14 protein-coding genes are annotated in these 19,567 nt (G+C 41.5%); 7 read left to right on the forward strand and 7 right to left on the reverse strand.

Going from position 1 to position 19,567, the window contains the following annotated elements; translation table 11 throughout:
- Window positions 1-220: 220 nt before the first annotated feature.
- On the reverse strand, window positions 221-1,030 hold the full coding sequence (locus V7K73_RS10885; protein ID WP_334879786.1) for an ABC transporter permease: 810 nt from the start codon (window positions 1,028-1,030) through the stop codon (window positions 221-223).
- Between the two features lie 302 nt (window positions 1,031-1,332).
- On the opposite strand from V7K73_RS10885, the gene V7K73_RS10890 reads away from it, so the two are divergent.
- On the forward strand, window positions 1,333-1,485 hold the full coding sequence (locus V7K73_RS10890) for a hypothetical protein (protein WP_334879788.1): 153 nt from the start codon (window positions 1,333-1,335) through the stop codon (window positions 1,483-1,485).
- A 74-nt stretch (window positions 1,486-1,559) separates the two neighbouring features.
- Here the strand turns inward: V7K73_RS10890 and V7K73_RS10895 are convergent, their stop codons facing one another.
- A complete protein-coding gene (locus tag V7K73_RS10895; protein WP_334879790.1) occupies window positions 1,560-3,191 on the reverse strand; it encodes a DUF655 domain-containing protein in 1,632 nt (543 codons plus the stop codon).
- Window positions 3,192-3,479: 288 nt separating this feature from the next.
- Between V7K73_RS10895 and V7K73_RS10900 the strand changes: the two genes are divergently transcribed.
- Together V7K73_RS10900 and V7K73_RS10905 are read left to right on the forward strand one after the other, a co-directional pair.
- Entirely contained in the window at window positions 3,480-4,670 is a 1,191-nt protein-coding gene (locus tag V7K73_RS10900; protein ID WP_334879810.1) for a cysteine desulfurase family protein, read from the forward strand.
- Between the two features lie 150 nt (window positions 4,671-4,820).
- Window positions 4,821-5,909 carry a DNA methyltransferase gene (locus V7K73_RS10905; protein ID WP_334879792.1) on the forward strand — a complete coding sequence of 363 codons (1,089 nt, stop codon included), beginning with the start codon at window positions 4,821-4,823 and terminating at the stop codon, window positions 5,907-5,909.
- On the opposite strand, the gene V7K73_RS10910 is transcribed toward V7K73_RS10905, so the two are convergent.
- Window positions 5,875-6,789, reverse strand: a complete 915-nt coding sequence (locus V7K73_RS10910; RefSeq protein ID WP_334879793.1) for a hypothetical protein — start codon at window positions 6,787-6,789, stop codon at window positions 5,875-5,877. The genes V7K73_RS10905 and V7K73_RS10910 overlap by 35 nt on opposite strands.
- Window positions 6,786-7,049, reverse strand: a complete 264-nt coding sequence (locus V7K73_RS10915) for a helix-turn-helix domain-containing protein (protein WP_334879794.1) — start codon at window positions 7,047-7,049, stop codon at window positions 6,786-6,788. The genes V7K73_RS10910 and V7K73_RS10915 overlap by 4 nt, the downstream gene beginning before the upstream one ends.
- 621 nt (window positions 7,050-7,670) lie before the next feature.
- Between V7K73_RS10915 and V7K73_RS10920 the strand changes: the two genes are divergently transcribed.
- The gene (locus V7K73_RS10920; RefSeq protein WP_334879796.1) at window positions 7,671-8,405 is read left to right on the forward strand and encodes a DUF1995 family protein; all 735 of its coding nucleotides are present in this window, start codon (window positions 7,671-7,673) and stop codon (window positions 8,403-8,405) included.
- A 295-nt stretch (window positions 8,406-8,700) separates the two neighbouring features.
- Here the strand turns inward: V7K73_RS10920 and V7K73_RS10925 are convergent, their stop codons facing one another.
- Window positions 8,701-9,444, reverse strand: a complete 744-nt coding sequence (locus V7K73_RS10925) for a response regulator transcription factor (protein WP_104905330.1) — start codon at window positions 9,442-9,444, stop codon at window positions 8,701-8,703.
- A gap of 157 nt (window positions 9,445-9,601) precedes the next feature.
- Here V7K73_RS10925 and V7K73_RS10930 point away from each other — a divergent pair, with 157 nt between their 5' ends.
- On the forward strand, window positions 9,602-10,669 hold the full coding sequence (locus tag V7K73_RS10930; RefSeq protein WP_334879798.1) for a YheT family hydrolase: 1,068 nt from the start codon (window positions 9,602-9,604) through the stop codon (window positions 10,667-10,669).
- 89 nt (window positions 10,670-10,758) lie between these two features.
- Here the strand turns inward: V7K73_RS10930 and V7K73_RS10935 are convergent, their stop codons facing one another.
- A complete protein-coding gene (locus V7K73_RS10935; protein WP_334879800.1) occupies window positions 10,759-10,926 on the reverse strand; it encodes a hypothetical protein in 168 nt (55 codons plus the stop codon).
- Between the two features lie 818 nt (window positions 10,927-11,744).
- Between V7K73_RS10935 and V7K73_RS10940 the strand changes: the two genes are divergently transcribed.
- Entirely contained in the window at window positions 11,745-13,856 is a 2,112-nt protein-coding gene (locus V7K73_RS10940) for a response regulator (RefSeq protein WP_334879802.1), read from the forward strand.
- Between the two features lie 297 nt (window positions 13,857-14,153).
- On the opposite strand, the gene V7K73_RS10945 is transcribed toward V7K73_RS10940, so the two are convergent.
- Window positions 14,154-17,219, reverse strand: a complete 3,066-nt coding sequence (locus V7K73_RS10945) for a response regulator (protein ID WP_334879804.1) — start codon at window positions 17,217-17,219, stop codon at window positions 14,154-14,156.
- Window positions 17,220-18,199: 980 nt separating this feature from the next.
- Between V7K73_RS10945 and V7K73_RS10950 the strand changes: the two genes are divergently transcribed.
- Window positions 18,200-19,567: M10 family metallopeptidase (locus tag V7K73_RS10950; RefSeq protein ID WP_334879806.1), on the forward strand; the 1,368-nt coding region annotated here is incomplete at its 3' end.

Here is a 19,567-nt window from a genome sequence, read left to right on the forward strand (position 1 = left end):
AAACGCCCTTGGCATTAGAGAAGATGGCGCTGTCTCACCTTAAAAAGGCTTACTCAAAATGCCTTATTTTCCCTCAATTTATTGGGTGACTAAGGGAAATATCCAATTGATGTTGCACCTTAATTGACCAGTATTGTTACGCATGGTAAATAAGTACTATGGTTTGATGGGGAATGAATAAGTGCCTAAAATCAGAGCAGACTACTTTTCAAACAACCTTTTATTTGAAAGTTTTATTTTCTCCAGAAATGCGAATTAATTCAGCTACAAGAGCAGCGATCGCAGATACTGTAATCAACATCACGCTCAATGCGTTAATATCAGGCTTGACTCCGGTTCTAATGCGGCTAAAAATTTCCATTGGTAGGGTGTTATAACCACTACCAGCCGTGAAACTGGCAATGAGAAAGTCATCTAAACTCAGAACAAAGGCCAAGAGACAACCAGCTATAATACCAGGCATTAATTGAGGTAACAATACTTTGATAAAAGCTTGCGTTGGTGTTGCACCTAAATCTAGGGCTGCTTCTTCTAAGTGAGGATCTAAATTAGTAAGTCGGGAAGCAACCACAAGTCCGACGTAAGCCAGACAAAACACGATATGGGCTGCAACTATCGTCCATAAACTCAAAGGGATTGCAAAGGCTGCTAGACATACTAAAGTAGCCACTGCGATCGCAATATCGGGAATAATCAATGGTAGGTAAGCAATACCCTGATACAATTTCTTACCAGGAAATTCGTAACGCGCCAACCCAACCGCCATAAAGGTTCCCAACACTGCTGATATCCCTACGGCACAACCACCAACTATTAAACTGTTTTGCAAAGCTGATAAGATGCGATCGTCAGTGAACAACTTGCCATACCAATCGAGAGTGAATCCTTGCCAAGTTGCACTGTAAGGTGACTGATTAAAGCTATAAAAGCCAAGTACCAGTATGGGCAGGTACATGAACACAAACATCACCAGTGAGAAAACCGCCTGCCATGAGACACGCGGTTTTTTGAGAGAAGGAGAGATATTCACGTTTATATTTTATTTTTCTAATTATAGCAATACAAAATATCATATTTAATGTAATAAGTCAATAATTTAACTCTCTTCTCTCCTTTCTGTCTCTTGTTAAAAGCTTATACCGATTCTGTATGAAGATGCGCTAAACCATATTTAAGTACAAGAAAGAAGAAAGAAAAACGAACCGCAAAGGGCGCAAAGGACACAAAGAAAGAAAGAAAGAAAGAAAGAAAGAAAGAAAGAAAGAAAGAAAGAAAGAAGTTAAAAGGGTTTAGCACAGCCTCACAAAGAAATGGTATTAGATAGAATTACTGTTGAAGAAGAATTTAGCTATTCTGAATTCAGGAGTCAGAATAAATACTTCGGCTCCTTTCGATTTTGCCCTTTGGCTACGTTCAGTAACCAAACGATTTTCTCAGAATGGGCATTTTTGTAGTTTGATTGGTTTAGGTAGCGATCGCAGTTAAATATCGCATTTATGTAATCTTACATTTTTTTAACTAAGTAGAATATAAACCATCGTAGGGTAAGCTGTGCATCTTTACCATATCAAGCGATCGCTCCATTTTTCTACAGTTCTAGCACTCACTCCTGGAACTCTTTCCAAGTCTTGTAAAGATGTAAATTTTTGCTGTTGACGGCTAATAATTATCCGCTGTGCTAACTTCTTACCCACACCAGGGAGAGTTGCTAATTCTTCTAAACTTGCAGTGTTAATATTTATTTGTTTAATTGCTTGTAGTTCACTTGATGAAGAACTTTTTATCTGTGGACACCGCGTTTGTTCTACTTTAATCTTTTCTTGAATTCCTGGTGGTAAGCCAGGTTTAATTTTGGTATAAAGACGAGCAAATTCTCGCACATAATGCGCCGCAACTATGGGATTTTCAATCACTACAAGCGTCTCATCATTACCATTATTGGCAGCATCTGACCAATTATGAGAACCTGTGATTACTGTTTGATTATCAATAACACCAAATTTATGATGCAATAAATCGCCTTTGGGTAACACAGGTACACCTACGGTTGTAATTGGATTTGGCCAGGGATGGTTATCAAGTTCATATTTACATTTGTTACTAAGAGCAACCCCCATCATATCCAATGCCTCACTATAAGGACGATAAATAAATTGTGGTTCAATTAAAGCGCGAATTTGCACACTTTGTTGATGGCGTTTTTCTAAGATATTGGCAATCCGCTGATCGGAAAGGACAAATAACGCCATATCAACAGATTTGGTTGCTGAATCTAAAGTTTTGCCAATTAAACCATTACTACTGTTACTCCACGGTTGAGTCGGGGAAATAGGCGAAAATTGCACAGTAATTTTGGTGTCACCTAAAGTTATTTGTTTAGGTAAACGCATCGGTTTTTGTAAACCAAATTGACTATCTGGTTTACCTCCAGGGCCATCTCCCCATAAGATGTTAAACTCTTCTGTAAATAAAGATGCTAATTCTGGGCTGTCAATCTGCAATAAGTTATTGGCATTGCCTAAACTGCTAGAATTTGTGAAATCACCATAAGTATCACTTAAAGTAAAATTGGCTGAAGTGATAATTACAATGCGATTATCCACAATCACAAATTTGTGGTGCATCAAGCTGCTACCATCTGAACCATCGGCTCGATCGTCTATCCAGGGAATTTTGGCATTTTGCAAAATTATCAAAGCATCTCTTTGATTTATTTCTGTTGCACTGAGTTGATTATCTTGGTTAATATCGATAAATTTGCGAAATTCGTTGTAACGTTCCTGTTCCCTTTTATCTAACTTACCTACTTCTGTAGATGTTAAGCTGCTCCAAGGTCGGCTATAGGTATTTTCTAAAATTATCCTGACTTTTACCCCAGCTTTTTGTCTATCAACCAGTGCTTGGGCAACTTTGGGTAAACGTAATTCTTGCACCGCCACATCTACTGTAGATTTAGCTTGGGTAATAGCATCGACAATCTGTTTTTCTAAATCATCCCCAAGGCGAGTTTGCTGACGGTAAGGTTCTTTGTATTCTGAAGACTCAGAATGGTTAAAGTAAACTTGAACTAAGGGATCTTGTGGTAAAGGTGCCAGACGCTGATTTAAAGACTGGACTCGTTGACAAGCAGCAAGGGGAAATATCAGTAAAAAGATAGATAAAAAATATCTTCGTTTAGAGATAAGTTGCACTGTAATCTGTTAAAAGTGGATTGGGAGTAGACATATTTATCATTCCCAAAATTTTGTCTTCTGAATTATGTAGAAAAATAATTTTCCAGGTAAAGGGAAAAATCCCCTCCTAGAGGTAGAATTACAGAGAATTTTTCAGAATTTGTCCACTAAAACTGTATATTGCTAACAAGATCAGCAGCTTACCAATACGGTTCGGTTAAAATCCCCCCGCCTACGGCGAACCCCGATAAATTGGGGGTAAAAGAGGGTTATAAGCCCCCGTGTGTTCTCACCATTATCGGTTATATGCAAATTTATCTAGATTACAGCGCCACTACTCCAACTCGAAAAGAAGCGATCGCAGTTATGCAAACAGTCCTCACCGAACAGTGGGGCAATCCTTCTAGCTTACATGAATGGGGACAACGGGCGGCAACGGTTGTGGAACAAGCCAGAGTCCAAGTTGCTGGATTAATTAACGCTGTCGATCCAGCATCAATAATCTTTACATCTGGTGGTACCGAAGCAAATAATCTGGCGATTATGGGTGTGGCTCGGTTGTATGCTGTTCCTCAACATATAATTATCTCTAGCGTTGAGCATTCCGCAATTTCTGAAACGGTAAAGTTTCTAGAAATGTGGGGTTGGGAAGTTACGCGCTTGTCTGTAGATGTTAAAGGTAGAGTCAACCCCCTAGATTTAAAGGCGGCGTTGCGACATAATACAGCCTTAGTTTCTATAATTTACGGTCAAAGTGAAGTTGGCACAGTGCAAGCGATCGCAGAACTTGGTAAAATTGTGCGATGCCTGCGGCGGGCGGAGCCTACGCATGGGGCTTTGTTCCATACAGATGCAGTCCAAGCTGCGGGACGCTTACCCATAGATGTGCAACAACTACCCGTAGACTTACTTAGCCTTTCCAGTCATAAAATATATGGACCACAAGGTGTAGGGGCGCTATACCTGCGTCCTGGTGTGGAATTGATGCCTTTACTGGGTGGTGGTGGACAAGAAATGGGACTGCGTTCTGGTACGCAAGCAGTACCGATAATAGCGGGGTTTGGTGTAGCAGCAGAATTAGCAAAAGAAGAATTAGCTATAGAAACACCACGGTTAATTGAGTTACGCGATCGCGCTTTTGCCCAATTAGCTGAAATTCCTGGAATAATAGCTACAGGGGATGGCTGCGATCGTTTACCTCACCATATCAGTATGTGCTTAGAATACGCCGATGGGGAAAAACTTAGCGGTAAAACCTTGGTACGACAGCTAAACCTTGCTGGCATCGGTATCAGTGCTGGTGCTGCCTGTCACAGTGGTAAACTTAGCCCAAGCCCCATATTGTTAGCAATGGGTTATTCAGAAAAAGCTGCTTTGGGCGGAATTCGTATAACTTTGGGGCGTGATACAACTGAAGCTGATATAGATTGGACGGTGATGGTGTTGAAGCAAGTTTTGCAAAGGCTCACACCAGATTTATCTTTAGTTAAGCGTTAAATTAAATATCATAAATTACGTACTTGGGGGATAGGAAATATTGCGTATTGAGCGTGTTTCTGGTTAATTTTACTGTCTATTACTATCTTAATATCCCAAAATAGGATAAAGTCAGAATTACTCAAGTTTCAGATCCACCTAAACCAATAAATGAGTCTATCTAACCCAGAACCGAGTTCCCTCAAGACTTTAAAACGCAAGGCTACCAGCACAGTTGGTCGGGGAAAAGTAGTCAACCTCAACACCAACTTAAATTTTTCTGCGTGGAATGATGAAAGCGTTGCTCTATATCTGGGTGATAGTCTTGAACATTACAACAATTGGGAGCAGCCTACAGTCATCGTTTCAGATGGAGCTTACGGTGTTCTTGGTTTTGAAGAAGATACTTCAGATCATATTGATTTACCTAATTGGTATGAACCTCATATTGAAGCATGGTCAAAAGCAGCCATACCATGCACAACACTCTGGTTTTGGAATTCGGAAATTGGCTGGGCTGTTGTGCATCCAGTTTTAGAAAAGCACGGTTGGCGTTATGTTAATTGTAATATTTGGAACAAAGGAAAAGGTCATATAGCAGGGAATGTTAATACAGAAAAAATTCGTAGATTCCCTGTAGTTACAGAAGTGTGTGTTCAATATGTAAGAGAAGTTAAAGTCAACGAATTGACGTTGAAAGTATGGTTGCTAAAAGAGTGGAAACGTTCTGGATTACGACTACAACGGGCAAATGATGCTTGTGGTGTAGCTAATGCTGCAACTAGGAAGTATTTCGATCAAGGACACTTATGGTATTTTCCTCCTCCAGAGATGTTTGAGAGGTTAGTGAAATATGCAAATGAGCATGGTAGTCCAGAAGGAAGACCTTATTTTTCTTTCGATGGTAACCAATCTTTAACAGGCGAAGAATGGAGTAAGATGCGTTCCAAATTCAGATGTCCTCATGGTTTTACAAATGTTTGGGATCGCCAAGCTCTACGGGGTGATGAGAGAGTTAAGACTACTTCTGGAAAAGCATTACACCTTAATCAGAAGCCCCTGGACTTGATGAGCGTTATTGTTGAAGCGTCAAGTGATAAAAATGATGTTATATGGGAACCTTTCGGAGGACTATTCAGTGCATCTCTAGCAGCACGTAAACTGAGACGAAAAGCTTACTCTTGCGAAATTGATCCAGATTATTTTTATTATGGAGTGCAGAGATTTAATCAAGAAGTTCATCAATACTCTCTTCTCTAATCTCTAGATAATCTTGTAGAGATTTCTTGATGCTGTCTTCTCGACGGCTTGATAAAACCCTATTCCATTGACCAACTGTAATACCACAAAGTTCAATATTATAGACACGCTGCTTAAATTTTTCAATACCTGGATGCACGATTCTGTCCATCTTTGCGAAATTAGTATCCAGTCTGTATTTGTACCGGATCAACAGTTCACGCAGAAGGTGCTGATATTCTCTAGTTGGTTTATAGATTTTTCCTTCAACACCCCATGAATCAACTATTTTTTGAGCTTCTAAGAACTCTTCAACAGAACCTTGGAATTTATAACCGCTAGTGTTTGTCTGCTGTAAATTTGCAGTTCTTTGAGTTGTATCTTCTGGCTCCAAAACAAGATAATCTGGCGGATTATGATAATGAGTATCTCTAGCTAAAGCTACCGACAAACCAGAGACAACACATACATCAAGAATACGAGGTTTGCCATAGATAATTTTTTCAGGCAACCATGCCAGCATAGCAACATAGGTCTGATCATACTTAAAGTGATTTTGACTATCTTTAAAGCGTGCTGTTATTTCCGTTGCTAATGGAAACCATGCTTTAATCTCTAATCCTGGTGTTGGTTGAATTCCCACAAAAATAGTATCTGGAAAGCCTGGATCTTGTCTCTGCCACTTTCCAAACTCAGAAAATTCATTTTGTTTATTCAAAAATTCAACTGTGTTAAATTCAATTAAATTTCCGAGTAAGGGTGAAAGCTTTGAGATAACTTTAGCCAAGTTTAGCGCCGCGTCTACAGTTACAGGCTTAGATATATATAAAATGTCAAAAGTATGACCGGATAAATTATCTAGATACTGAGATGTCAGCTTGATTACATCCTGTGTATTCATACCTCCTCCTCACAAGATGCTTCAGATATTCCTTGTTCAACTTTTCTGAGAATATCGCAAGGATCTACGCCGATTACGCGAGTAACTAACAGAAACTCAATTACATCTAACCGCCGTTCACCATTTTCATATTTGGCTACGAAAGATTGTGGCTTTTTCAAGGATTTAGCAAGCGTCTCTTGAGTTAGTTTTGCCTCCTTACGAGCCGCAATCATACAGCGACGGAATATTTTATAGTCCTGGCTGAAAACAAATTTCATTGTGCCTTGGCTTTAGCACTATGTATACGTTGAACACAATAAACCTGTTTTTAAATAATCCCAAAATAGGATATTTTTATCTGTCCTAGCTTCAGTAGTTAGGCACGGCTGCCAAAAGGGTTAAATAAATATTTTCCCAAAAGCTAATATTTTGAGTCATAAAGGAGTTCAAGTATGACTTATTTTGATTAGTTTTGAGGCTTTTTTTGGATGAATAAATTCATGATTGGAATTGGGATGTTCGTTGGCTCTACGATTGGTAGTTACATCCCTGCATTGTGGGGTGGAAGTATGCTATCTTTCACCTCGATCGTTTTCAGCGTCATTGGTGGCCTTGTAGGGATTTGGGTTGGGTATCACGTATCAAAATATCTAGGTTTTATCTGATCGGCACGTCGCCCAAAGCCTAAAAGGAGTCTTTTACCAACAGGTAAAATTTTAAGTGTGTCTTTATATGCGATCGCACTTGTTCAATAAATGAGCAATCAGGGAATCTCGACTGAGCAGCTTGTTTTGCAAGGATTTTCTGCTATCCTCTAGAAAACTAAACCTACTAGTCTTCTACCCAAGAAAAGCCAATACTGGAACAATGGGAGTAATACTAAACCCACATAATAAATTATGAGTGAACTTCCGTCGAGTCTTGAAGATGCGATCGCTCAATCTCGTGTAGCCGTCCAAGCTGCTCTTGCAGATGGCTGTACTCGCATACAAGTTGAGTTTTTGTTCCCAGAACTCAAGTTTATGCCGGTAGCGGAACAATTTCTGCCACTGTTTACAGAATATGATTCCCGTTTGAAGATTTTCTTTGCTGATGCTGGTGCTGCGGCTTTAGCCCGACGCGATTGGGGTGATGCACCATTTCAAATTTTGGATATTGGTACGGGAAGGGCTGCTTCTTTGCAGACAAAAATTCAGCCAGAAGATGAAATTTTCTTATTCATCGCCCCCACTTCCGTAGAAGTACCGCAGTTAGAAAAGCTATGTCAAGAAATAGGCGATCGCCCTTTAATCTTGTTAAATCCCCGCTTAGAAGATGCTGGAACTGTCGGTATTGGTTATACAGCTAGAAAAATCCGCGATCGCTTCATCAGTACCATTGAATCCGCCTATTACCTCCGCCCTGTAGACGATGAAACCGCCCTATATCGCTGCTACCCAAAACAGTGGGAAGTTTGGCTGGAAACTAACGGCGAATATCAAAGAATTGCCGAATTACCCACAAAACCATCGGGTGATGAGTTGGATCTGATCCTTTTAAAAGGACAACCGCAAACAACAACAGACGCTCCACCTGTAAAAAAGGCCAATGTGTTTAAGAGTTTGCAACGGTTCTTAAAGGCGTTGAGTAGTTAGGATAAAGCAGAGGTAGCAGCAGGAAAATTTCTCATCTGCTGCCTCATTTTCAGCTTCAGACGACCGAGCTAAAAGACTTTCAAAACTGGAAACAATCAAATCGCCCTGAGATCAAACCTCACCCTCAATCCCTCTCCTTATTAAGGAGAGGGAAGCCGGAGGCAGGGTGAGGTTTTATTTAATGGTCTACATACCAGTAAATGCCACCAATAACCTTAACTAAGCGGTAAGGAATAAGAGTTTATAAGAGTTCTTGCCTAAATCATGCCAAAGTTTAAGGGAATTTAGCCTGATTTCATTCAACGACTGTTACTGAAGCCCCTTCATTTGATGGAGGTATACCGGGTAATTCAAGACAGTATCCAGCACCATACACTGTCTTGATATAGCGGGGGTGGCGGGGATCTGGTTCTAGCTTGGTTCTCAAGTGGCGAATATGGACTCGAATCGTTTCTATGTCATCATCAGGATCGTAACCCCAAACTTCTCTGAGAATTTCGCTGGGAGAAACCGTTTGACCGTGGCGTTGCAGTAAGCAGTGAAGTAACTCAAATTCTAAGTGAGTCAATTTCACCGTTTCATTGAACCATATCGCCTCAAATCTTTCGGGAACGAGTGTGAGTGAGCCATAGTTGAGAATCTCACTATGCTTTGCTGCTTGGGGAATGCGGTCAGTCCGCCGCAAAAGTGCGCGCACCCGCGCCAGGAGTTCTTCAACTTCAAAAGGCTTGGTGAGGTAGTCATCTGCGCCAGCATTGAAGCCTTCCACCTTGTCCTGAGTTTGGCTCAAAGCCGTCAACATTAACACCGGAATCTCAGAGGTGCGATCGTCGCGGCGCAGGCGTTGGCAAACCGTAAACCCATCTACTCTAGGCAACATTAAATCGAGCATGATCAAGTCTGGTTGTAGCTGGAGAGCCAGCGCTTGACCTTTGATGCCGTCTTCAGCTTGACTAACATCGTAGCCAGCCATTTCCAAGTTGACGGCAACTAGTTCTGAAATCGCTGGGTCATCGTCTATGACAAGAATCCTCGGCATTCTTAAAAAATTATTACTACTTATTAAGGATAATTAACAACCTTTGATAGATACAAAGATTTTTGAATCGATTCTAAAAAAGCTTTTAAATCTTACATAAATATTAAGATTAAATGACTGTGAAATCAAGACTTAATTACACGAAATCTTATAGTCTATGATGTGTTATACTGCGCCCTACAATCCGTCTTGGTTTTTACAAAACGGTGTAATCATGACTGTATACACCGCTTTGTGGGGAAAACGTTACTGGGAAAGCACTACTCTATTACTTGAACCGTCTTATCACGAGAAAATCTTTATTGGTAGCCAAGGTGTGCCAATTTTTGGCTTGGTTGCTATCCCAGAAAATGCTCATAGCACGATTATTGGTACTTATGGCATTACTGGAGAGTTAGAGACGGAATGGTTTTTGAGGGTGCTAGGGCGTAAAGCCTACGCTCAAGGATACGCTGTGGTGTTATTTGATTGGCGGTCCCACGGTAAAACTGGCGAATTATCCCCGACTCTAACTTCTGATGGTTTGTATGAGGGGGAAGATTTTGTTCGCATCGCTGCTGCTGCTAAGGCAATGGGATGTCCGGGGAAATTTTGGTTTACAGGGTATTCTTTAGGAGGACAATTGGCGTTATGGGCGGTAAAGGTTGCTGGTGAGGTGATTAGGGAGAATGGAGATTTAGGATTAGAAGATGGCGATATTGGCGGTGGTATGGTGATTTGCCCTAGTTTGGATTCGCAGCGATCGCTATCTTATCTAGTTACAAAGCCCTTCGGCAGATATTTGGAAGCAGGAATTGCCCAGAATTTAAAAAAACTAGCATGGCGAATCCATGATGCTAATCCTGGAAGTATTGATCCAGCAGCAATTGAACGGGCTAACAGTATTTGGGGTTTTGATAATGAACTAGTAATTAAGCGACTAGGTTTTTCTTCTGTGGAGGCATATTACCAAGCTAGTAGTGCTTTACAAATATTGCCGCAAATCTCGAAACCGACTTTGATTTTATATGCTGCTGATGACCCACTTTTTGACCCAGCTATCATACCGGAATTAGAAGAAGCCTGCGATCGCAATCCTGTAATAGATTTGTTACTCACTCAGTACGGCGGCCATGTTGGTTATTTGAGCAGCAAAGAGTGCCAGGGTCAAGTAAACGATTCCGATCCTTGGTGGGCATGGAATCGGGTTTTACAATGGTTGGAGGAAAAGCGAATAGGGCAATAGGCGAGAAAATATTCTAGTTGCTAGTAGGCTACGGATGGAGTCATATCGTTTGAAGGTCGAAAATAGAGAAAATGGCATTGACTAAAAAGCTACCACAATATTATTGGTAAACCAGCAATGAGAGAAGCAACACCTGTCCAGAGCGTAAAGCGCTCAATATCTACTTCATCCAAAGCAATGCTCATTTGCTTAATTGCTAATACAAGCGCTGTCAGTAGCAGCACAAAGAAGGCAAGGTACTCAAAATTAATTATCATTCATCCTCGCTATCTCTACAAAAAAGTAGTTCTAATAGGTTTTACCAAGCTTTGGCAAGGGTTTTTGGTTTCAGATTTAACAATTATGGCTAAAAATTATTAAAGAGCAATAAATCACAATATTAGTCAGCAAAAACGATCGCAGCTACTGTAACTCGGTAATTTTAGTAAGCTAAAAATCTTTTAATTTGCATCCTCAAAAAAATGAATCTCTTGTAGGGTGGGGCGATTTGCCCGCCCTAGTTGTGCAAATTAAATGCGCGACAGCTTAGTAGTACGCAGATTAGCGATAAGCACAAGTGCCTACCGTAGACGATCGGGCTACGGGACAGTAGCAAACCAGCAGTAGTCAATTCGATTTGGGTTGAGATTTTGGATGTTTGGAGTGTGTATTTGGGAATACTAACTCAAAAGTCCTTCAAGTTAGCTACAACTCTATGACTGTAATGCTTCTAGATACTCCCGTTGACTTCAATAAAAGCCAAGGGGAGCAAGAGAAGCAAAATAACTTAGATAATTGGCGAATAGGATAAATCGCCCCAATAGAAAAAATAAGGATGAAATGTTATCACTTAAGTATTTGGATTTGGGGAAGTTATTGTTAATAATTAAAAATCGGCTTTTATTTAAGTTGTAATTTAATTTATATGTTATGTAAATATTTCAAAACAAATAAAGATATTTGAATATAAATTATATTTAATGCTGACAGACTTGACAAACTTATTGTCCATCTATCCTGTCAATAACCACCTCGTGCAGATGTTCTTAAATTTTGAGTAAATCACTACCTTAAATCAGCTTTAATTCTAATTCCTATGGCTAAGTTACTGAAACCTGCATCGCAAACCAATATTTTACTCGTAGATGATAACCCTGACAATCTACGTCTGTTAGCCAAAATGCTAGAGTTACAGGGTTATATCGTTCGCAAATCGCTCAATGGCAGAATGGCATTACAAGCTGCTCGGCGAGAGCCACCGGATTTAATTATGCTCGATATTAATATGCCAGAAATGAACGGCTATGAAGTTTGTCAGGAGTTGAAATTTGTAGACAAAACACGTAGTATTCCGATTATTTTTATCAGTGCGATAGATCATCTCAAGGATAAAGTCCGAGCCTTTGAGTTGGGAGCGCAAGATTATATCACTAAGCCATTTCAAGAGTTAGAAGTATTAGCAAGAATTAAAAATCAATTACTTATTCAACAACAACAGCAACTTCTAGTTCAGCAAAATCAACAATTGGAGGAGGCAAAAGCAGCAGCAGAAATAGCTACTCAAGCTAAAAGTGAGTTTTTAGCCAATATGAGTCATGAAATCCGTACACCGATGAATGCGGTGATTGGAATGACGGAACTATTGCTTGATACAAATATGGATGCATATCAGCAAGAGGCTGTTGAGACAATCCGCTCAAGTGGGGAGATTTTATTATCTTTAATTAATAATATTTTGGATTTTTCTAAGATTGGCTCAGGCAAAATGAAACTGGAAGCAAAACCATTTGATATAGTAACTTGCTTGAAAGAATCAATAGCCTTACTAGCTACCAATGCCGCAGCTAAAAAATTAGAAATCAGCTTTAATTTAGCAGCAAATGTGCCTAAAAAAATTATAGGAGATATTACACGTTTGCGTCAGATCCTAGTTAATTTACTGGGTAATGCCATCAAATTTACTCCAAATGGGAGTATCACAGTTGCAGTCACAGCCCATATTGTGGGTGAATCTAGTAACGTTACAGCATTAAATAGTGAGGTTACTTATCAGCTAGAGTTTGCTGTTAAGGATACAGGGATTGGTGTAGCAGCAGACAAATTAGATCGATTGTTTCAGTCTTTTAGTCAAGTTGATTCTTCGACTACTCGCTTCTATGGAGGCACAGGTTTAGGATTAGCTATCAGTCGCCAACTGTGCGAATTAATGGGCGGAAATATATGGGTAGAGAGTCAGGTAGAAAAGGGATCTACTTTTTATTTCACTATCGTTGTCCCGGCTAGTTTCCCCTTAGTAACGCCAGACACTAATGTTCAGTTGGATACTAACCAAACAAGTACTCAGCCATCCGATCCGATCTTATTCAACTCTGCGATGCCTACGGCGGTAAACTACGCCCAACAGTTCCCCTTGAAAATTTTGCTGGCAGAAGATCATCCAGTTAATCAAAAGCTAGCTTTATTGATGCTCAAACGATTGGGATATCGAGCCGATGTTGTCAGTAATGGATTAGAAGTTCTAGAAATTCTCCAGCACTTATCTTATGACGTGATATTCATGGATATTCAAATGCCTGAAATGGATGGAATAAAGACAACTCAGTTGATTTGCCAAAAATATCCAGTTGGTTCTCGTCCGCGAATTATTGCCGTGACAGCGCGGGCTTTTGAGCGCGATCGCCAGGAATGTCTAGCAGCTGGGATGGATGATTATATCAGCAAACCCATCCGTCTTGACATGCTGGCTCAAGCTTTAAGTCGATGTGTATCGGTAGTTTCTAGAAATTCTGATTTCAGCTTGTCCAGCAGCAATCAGCCGCTAGCCAACTGCTCAGATTTTGCAGTAGCAGACTTGCCAGCCATTAATACTCAAGCTATTCAACAGATCCGCGAGATTGCAGGAGCAGATGAGACATTTTTAACAGAAATTATTGATTGCTATCTAAAAGATTCTTCACAAATCTTGGAACAAATTCGGGTTGCTCTGACTCAGGGTGATACCACAACTTTAAAGTCCCTAGCCCATAGCTGGAAATCCAGTAGTGCATATTTCGGAGCAACGACGCTAGTACTTCTTTGTCAAGAAATAGAAGCGATCGCTTTTTCTGAAATCAGCCGTGTTTCAGAGCGCCTACATTATGTAGAGGCTGAATTTGAAAGAGTCAAAGCAGCTTTATTAGTACTCGAACAACCCAAAAATGATGGGTGATATCATGTTCGCTTGATTACTTATTAAACCCGAAGAACCCCACCCCTTAATCCCCTCCCCGCTTGCGGGGAGGGGATTAAGGGGTGGGGTGCAATGACTGTGGAAATCATAGCTAAATGCTGTGAAATACTACGTCAGTTGACTCAGAGCAAGCGTATTTATGGGTGGGGAAAGAAATAAATTGCGAATTAAGAATGCATCGAATTGGTTTGACTCTGCGCCTAATAAGGTTCCTTTTGTCGAAAAACAGAGCAACGGCTTTTTGAAAGTTTTATGATATTTTAACCATAGTTTGGGTTATAATTGGCTCTGGGCTTCGCAGCAGCGCTTCGCTATGGCTTCTAGCTGGAAGTTATCTACCAAATATTTCAGAGCATTGGCCAGAACTCCCTCCTGGTTTGGGATTTGAGCGATGAGATTGTAGAGTTTGGCATCGTTAAGATTCAAAGCTGCTTCATGCACCTGCATAATCCACTCTGACGACATTACCTGAAAATCTTTGGCAGTTAGAGATTTCTGAACTAAGGTTTGCTGATCTAACCTTGGTAAAGCATCTTCGCGGTAGCGGTAGCGGACTCCCAAGTAGTGCGCTATCTTATCTAATAAGAAAGTTTGTAGAAATGGTTTGGTGATGTGGTCGTTACAGCCTGCCTGAATACTGTTGGCGTAGTCTTCCTCAAAGGCATAAGCTGTCAGCGCTATAATTACCACGTCTTTACCTACTTCTCTGTCTCGAATTTGCCGAGTAGTTTCGTAGCCATCAATTCCCGGCATTTGAATGTCCATTAAAATCAGGTGGGGCTGCCATTTTTCCCACAGAGCGATCGCCTCATACCCGTTTTGAACTGCACAGACCTCGAACCCTACTGATTCCAGGAGCGTAACGAGCAGCTGGCGATTTTCTCTAAAGTCTTCCACCACTAGAATGCGATAAGTCGGCTGTCTTGCTTCTAAACCGATAACAGTGCGAGTTGTTTCAGAAGCGATGATATCCACTGAGTTTACCAGACTTAGTAAAACCTCACAAGTGAAGGTTGACTCTTGATTCAGGGTGCTTTGCACTGTAATATCACCACCCATTAAACGGGCAAACTGACGGCTAATCGATAAGCCTAAGCCTGTACCTTGAGCATGGCGGCCTCGTTCTGTTTGTATGAAGGCTTCAAACACAGTTTCCATATCAAACTGAGCGATACCACATCCAGTATCTTGGACTTCGAGATGCAGGGTGATGATTGGTTTGGAATCAGAGCTATCAGAGGAACTGCGTTGTATTGAATCAACTGAGTTAACGAAAGCTTCTAATCGCAAGGTGACACTGCCTGTTGTGGTAAATTTGATTGCATTACTTAATAGATTCAGCAGAATTTGCCGCAGTTTTGATTCGTCACCATAGACATAGCGAGGAACGCTCTTATCCTGCTGCGTGATCAGATCAATTCCTTTCTCTAAAGCTTTGAGAGCAAGCATATCTGTGATCGAGTGGATTAGCTGATGCAAATCGAAACTGTTTTCTGTTAGCTCTAACTTACCCGCTTCAATTTTGGACATTTCCAACACATCGTTGATCAGGGTTAGCAAGTGTTCTCCACTGCGGCTGATGATGCCTAAATGCTCTTGAAACTCAGATGGAATTGCTTCGCTACGGTTCATCAACTGAGTAAATCCCAAAATGGCATTCAGGGGAGTTCTTAGTTCGTGGCTCATTTTAGCGAGGAACTGACTTTTAGCACGGTTAGCGATCGCAGCTTGTTCTGCGGCTTCTTCTAAGGCTGTCTGGGAAAACTCCAGCACTACCAACATTAGTGTATTTCGCATCTCAGTAGCGGCTTCCAGTTCCGCAGCCTCCCAAGGCAAAGAAGTTTCTTGCATGGTTTCTTTCCAGAGTTGAAACGACTTGCGCGGACATAATTTCATTTCTCCAATTTCATTGATTTTTACCGCATCCTGGGGGTTACCCGCCCAATTCACCGACTGGATTTGCTCTGGCCGAAACCAGATAATGTGGTAAGACGTTTTTTTTACATGGTTGAATAAAATTGAAATTGCCAGGATGCCGCTAGCTTGATCTTTAAATGCCTCCGCTTCTGGATATAAACGTGAGAGGGAATCGGTAGCAAACACTTGTTCTCCCTTGTGTTGCACCAACCATTTCACAAGCTCCTGCACCTGGGTAGCCGATGGTGTTTGACCAACTAATGTCAGATGACCATCAAGCAAAATCGCGGCTCCTTGAGCATGAACTAGATCGAGCAATTGAGGAGTATGTCGGCTCAACACTTGCTCAATCAAATTGGCATCCTGCAATAACGTATGTTGCAGTTCATTCTGAATCGTTTTTACCTGCGTTCGGTAAATATGGAATTCTCGTTCTTGCTGATGCACCAGTTCGATGGAGGCAAATTGTGCTAAAAATTCACAGGCTTTGCGAGTTTCATAATCCACTAGTTTCGGGCTGTAATGGTGACAGGCAATTAATCCCCAGAGGCGTTTGTCGTTGAGCAACGAAATCGTCATCGACCCAGCAACGCCCATATTTTGTAAGTATTCAATATGATAGGCAGACACCCCCCGTAACAGAGAATTACTCAAATCAAGGGGTGCATCCGTCAGAGGATGGTTGGTGGGAATCAGGGAAACAGGGGTGTAATTGACATCGGGAATGACTCGGATTCGGTTGCGGTAAAATAACTGGCGAGCAGGCGCGGGAATGTCTATTGCTAAATAGTGCAGTCCTAGATAACTTTCTAGATGCCGCTGTTTTTCCTCAGCAATCACTACACCACTATCGTCTGCCTCAAAGCGGTAAATCATCACCCGATCAAACCCAGTCATTGTTTTCACCTCTCTGGCAAGGGTTTGAGCCAAAGAGGTCAGGTTAGTAGCATTACTAAGATTAGCGATCGCACCTTGCAGGCTGTGATAGAATTCGATTGAATAGGCGCTTTTGATGGATTGCTGAGGTTCTACTTCTAGAATCAACCCATCTACCATCCGGTACATTACACCTGTGAATGTCTCATTTTTCCATCGCCAATCAGTCTGAGCAACCTTCCGCCGCGTTTTTAGCTTAAACGGATTGCAAGTCTCTAGGTTATCTTGAGCTAGATACCCAATAAGTCGCTGCACTTGAGCCTCAGAAAACAACCTCTGTAAAGGTTGACCCAGTAATGCTTCTGCCGAAATCCCAAAAAACTGTTCCAAGTTTTCACTAATCTGCAAGATTGTGAGGTGTGGCTCTTGCAGCATTAGCAACATTCCATGCGGCTGAATATAACCGGGAGCATACACCGATTCATCACTGCACACTTCTAAAGCCGTTAGTAGGGAAGGGGTGACTAAGGTTGGATTTGGTGACTGCATAGCTGAGTTAAGTGGCTTTGGAAACCAAAAAGGTTGTGAATCTAAATTGAAAATTGCAGGATTGGCTCAAACCTACACGGTAAAGATTTTTACCCAAGACTAGTTTAATCCTTCTGTAATCTTTGTGGGTAGAGCAATTAATTTTCGCTTCTTCAAGGGAAAAATATGTCACACAAGCAAGTAGTAAACAATTCGCTTTTTCGCCCATTCGCCCATAGAGCCTCCGGCACGCTACGCGGTTTTGATGCCCAAAGGGCTGTACGCAATTACCTTTTGTGATGGGGATTTAGACCCCAACACAAAATAAACTTCTTTTTTTGGGGATGAGGTCTTAAACTAGGGGAAACGCATCTTATTTGCTACTAAAAACTAAGAGAGATTTCAAAATGACATAGATAATTATAAAAATTGATTCAAAGATAAACAAAACAAATAAAGTATTTCCTCAAAATATAAATTAGCTTATCTCAAGTTAAATCACTATTTATTAATAGTAATAAACGTCAACGAGATCATGGGAAAAGTTAGGGTCTTTAACAGGCAGATGACGGCTGCCTTTACCCCCCCCTACAATGATTATCATTACCATATGGGTGAATATTTAATTTCCTCAAAGCCTTATTTGATTAGGGTTTTGCTCAATTCCACTCTGATTAAGGCTCGTCAATATTTAGATGCGTTTGCCCTGATATAGGTCCCAGGTCCCAGGTTTCAGCACCTCACAAAATCGCGTTGCTCCCATTTCTTTTCCACATCCCGTGAAAAGTCAGGTCGTAGACATCGCGATCATCAGCCCCAAAATGTCGGCTGAAACCCTGATTATTTCGTCAACTTACAAAAGTTTTCGATCTACTGAACTTATCAAGGTGTATAGCTGCCAAAAACCTATCCTATATATAAATGTAAGCTCCAGAAGGTAAATCGAAAAAAATTTTCCAGTACAATTACCAATCAAACCACAAAACAAGGAGCATTTGCTTATGTATGGTAGCACTACGTCTGAAACAAACTCAACAAAAACCAATGTTAATAACATTGATGGTTTGCTGCGAGGAACTAAGTGGCTGTCGAACACGGTGACCTTTAGCTTCACCGACAACTTTACAAACGACTATGAAGATGAGTTGGGCTATCCTGATTCATCAGTGCATTCATCCAGTTTCCAAACTCTAAACCCCACCCAGCGTGCCGTCGCCCGCCAGTGGTTTGATATGTACGAGTCTGTTTCCGGACTCAACATGGTCGAACTGACCGATGCTAGCGATCGCGATGCAACGATTCGCATAGCAGAGTCAAACATACCCGTAGCTTTTAAAAATGCAGCTGCTTATGCGTATTTTCCTGAAAACAGCTTTCAGGCAGGTGATGCCTGGTTCAATACGTCCGATTACAACAACCCGGTTATCGGTAACTATGCCTATCAGGGTTTTGGGCATGAGTTTGGTCACGCACTGGGGCTGAAACACGGTCAGGAGATTGGTGGCATCTCAAACGTCGCAATGGATGCCAACCGGGACTCTATGGAGTTCTCGATTATGACCTACCACTCTTACGTGGGTGACACTAAGAGTCACTACTCAAACGAACCTTCGGGATATGCACAGTCGTTGATGATGTACGACATCAGAGCTATCCAGCAGATGTACGGCGCGAATTTTAACTATAACTCCGGCAACACAACTTACACTTTCTCGACCACCACTGGAGAAATGTTCGTCAATGGCATCGGACAGGGCACACCAGGTGACAACCGCATCTTCCGCACGATCTGGGATGGTAATGGGAATGACACTTACAACTTCTCAAACTACACCACCAATCTGGCGATCAACCTAGAGCCAGGTGGATGGACTAATCTAGACGTAGGTGGGAACTTCCAACGGGCTGATCTTGGTGACGGCAACTATGCCCGGGGACATGTGTTTAACGCGTTGCAGTTCAACGGCGACTCCCGCTCATTGATCGAAAACGCCAACGGTGGATCGGGCAATGACACTATCAACGGCAACAGTGCCAACAACGTTTTGCGCGGCAATGGAGGTAACGATATAATCAGTGGTGGATTTGGCAATGATACAATCAGCGGTGGATTTGGCAACGATACCTTGAGTGCTGGCGGTTCACTTGGCGATAACCTGCTGCTTGGAGACGATGGCAATGATTTTCTCTCCATCCGTGGCTATGTCAACTACTCACCCAACTCCCCTGGTCAGGACTCTCGCTCATCTGGCAATAACACCCTAGAAGGAGGTACAGGTAACGATAGCTTGAGTGCTAGTGGTTCACTTGGCAATAATCGGCTGCTTGGGGGCGATGGCAATGATTTTCTTGACCTTTCTGGCCGCTAC

The sequence above is a fragment of the Nostoc sp. genome, assembly GCF_036916975.1.
Taxonomy (GTDB): Bacteria; Cyanobacteriota; Cyanobacteriia; order Cyanobacteriales; family Nostocaceae; genus Nostoc.

Excerpts from the sequence above, each read along its gene's own strand:
- V7K73_RS10900 (WP_334879810.1), top strand. The coding sequence starts at position 3,480 with ATGCAAATTTATCTAGATTACAGCGCCACTACTCCAACTCGAAAAGAA.
- V7K73_RS10905 (WP_334879792.1), top strand. The coding sequence starts at position 4,821 with ATGAGTCTATCTAACCCAGAACCGAGTTCCCTCAAGACTTTAAAACGC.
- V7K73_RS10910 (WP_334879793.1), bottom strand. The coding sequence starts at position 6,789 with ATGAATACACAGGATGTAATCAAGCTGACATCTCAGTATCTAGATAAT.
- V7K73_RS10935 (WP_334879800.1), bottom strand. The coding sequence starts at position 10,926 with ATGATAATTAATTTTGAGTACCTTGCCTTCTTTGTGCTGCTACTGACA.
- V7K73_RS10920 (WP_334879796.1), top strand. The coding sequence starts at position 7,671 with ATGAGTGAACTTCCGTCGAGTCTTGAAGATGCGATCGCTCAATCTCGT.
- V7K73_RS10915 (WP_334879794.1), bottom strand. The coding sequence starts at position 7,049 with ATGAAATTTGTTTTCAGCCAGGACTATAAAATATTCCGTCGCTGTATG.
- V7K73_RS10945 (WP_334879804.1), bottom strand. The coding sequence starts at position 17,219 with ATGCAGTCACCAAATCCAACCTTAGTCACCCCTTCCCTACTAACGGCT.
- V7K73_RS10940 (WP_334879802.1), top strand. The coding sequence starts at position 11,745 with ATGGCTAAGTTACTGAAACCTGCATCGCAAACCAATATTTTACTCGTA.
- V7K73_RS10930 (WP_334879798.1), top strand. The coding sequence starts at position 9,602 with ATGATGTGTTATACTGCGCCCTACAATCCGTCTTGGTTTTTACAAAAC.
- V7K73_RS10925 (WP_104905330.1), bottom strand. The coding sequence starts at position 9,444 with ATGCCGAGGATTCTTGTCATAGACGATGACCCAGCGATTTCAGAACTA.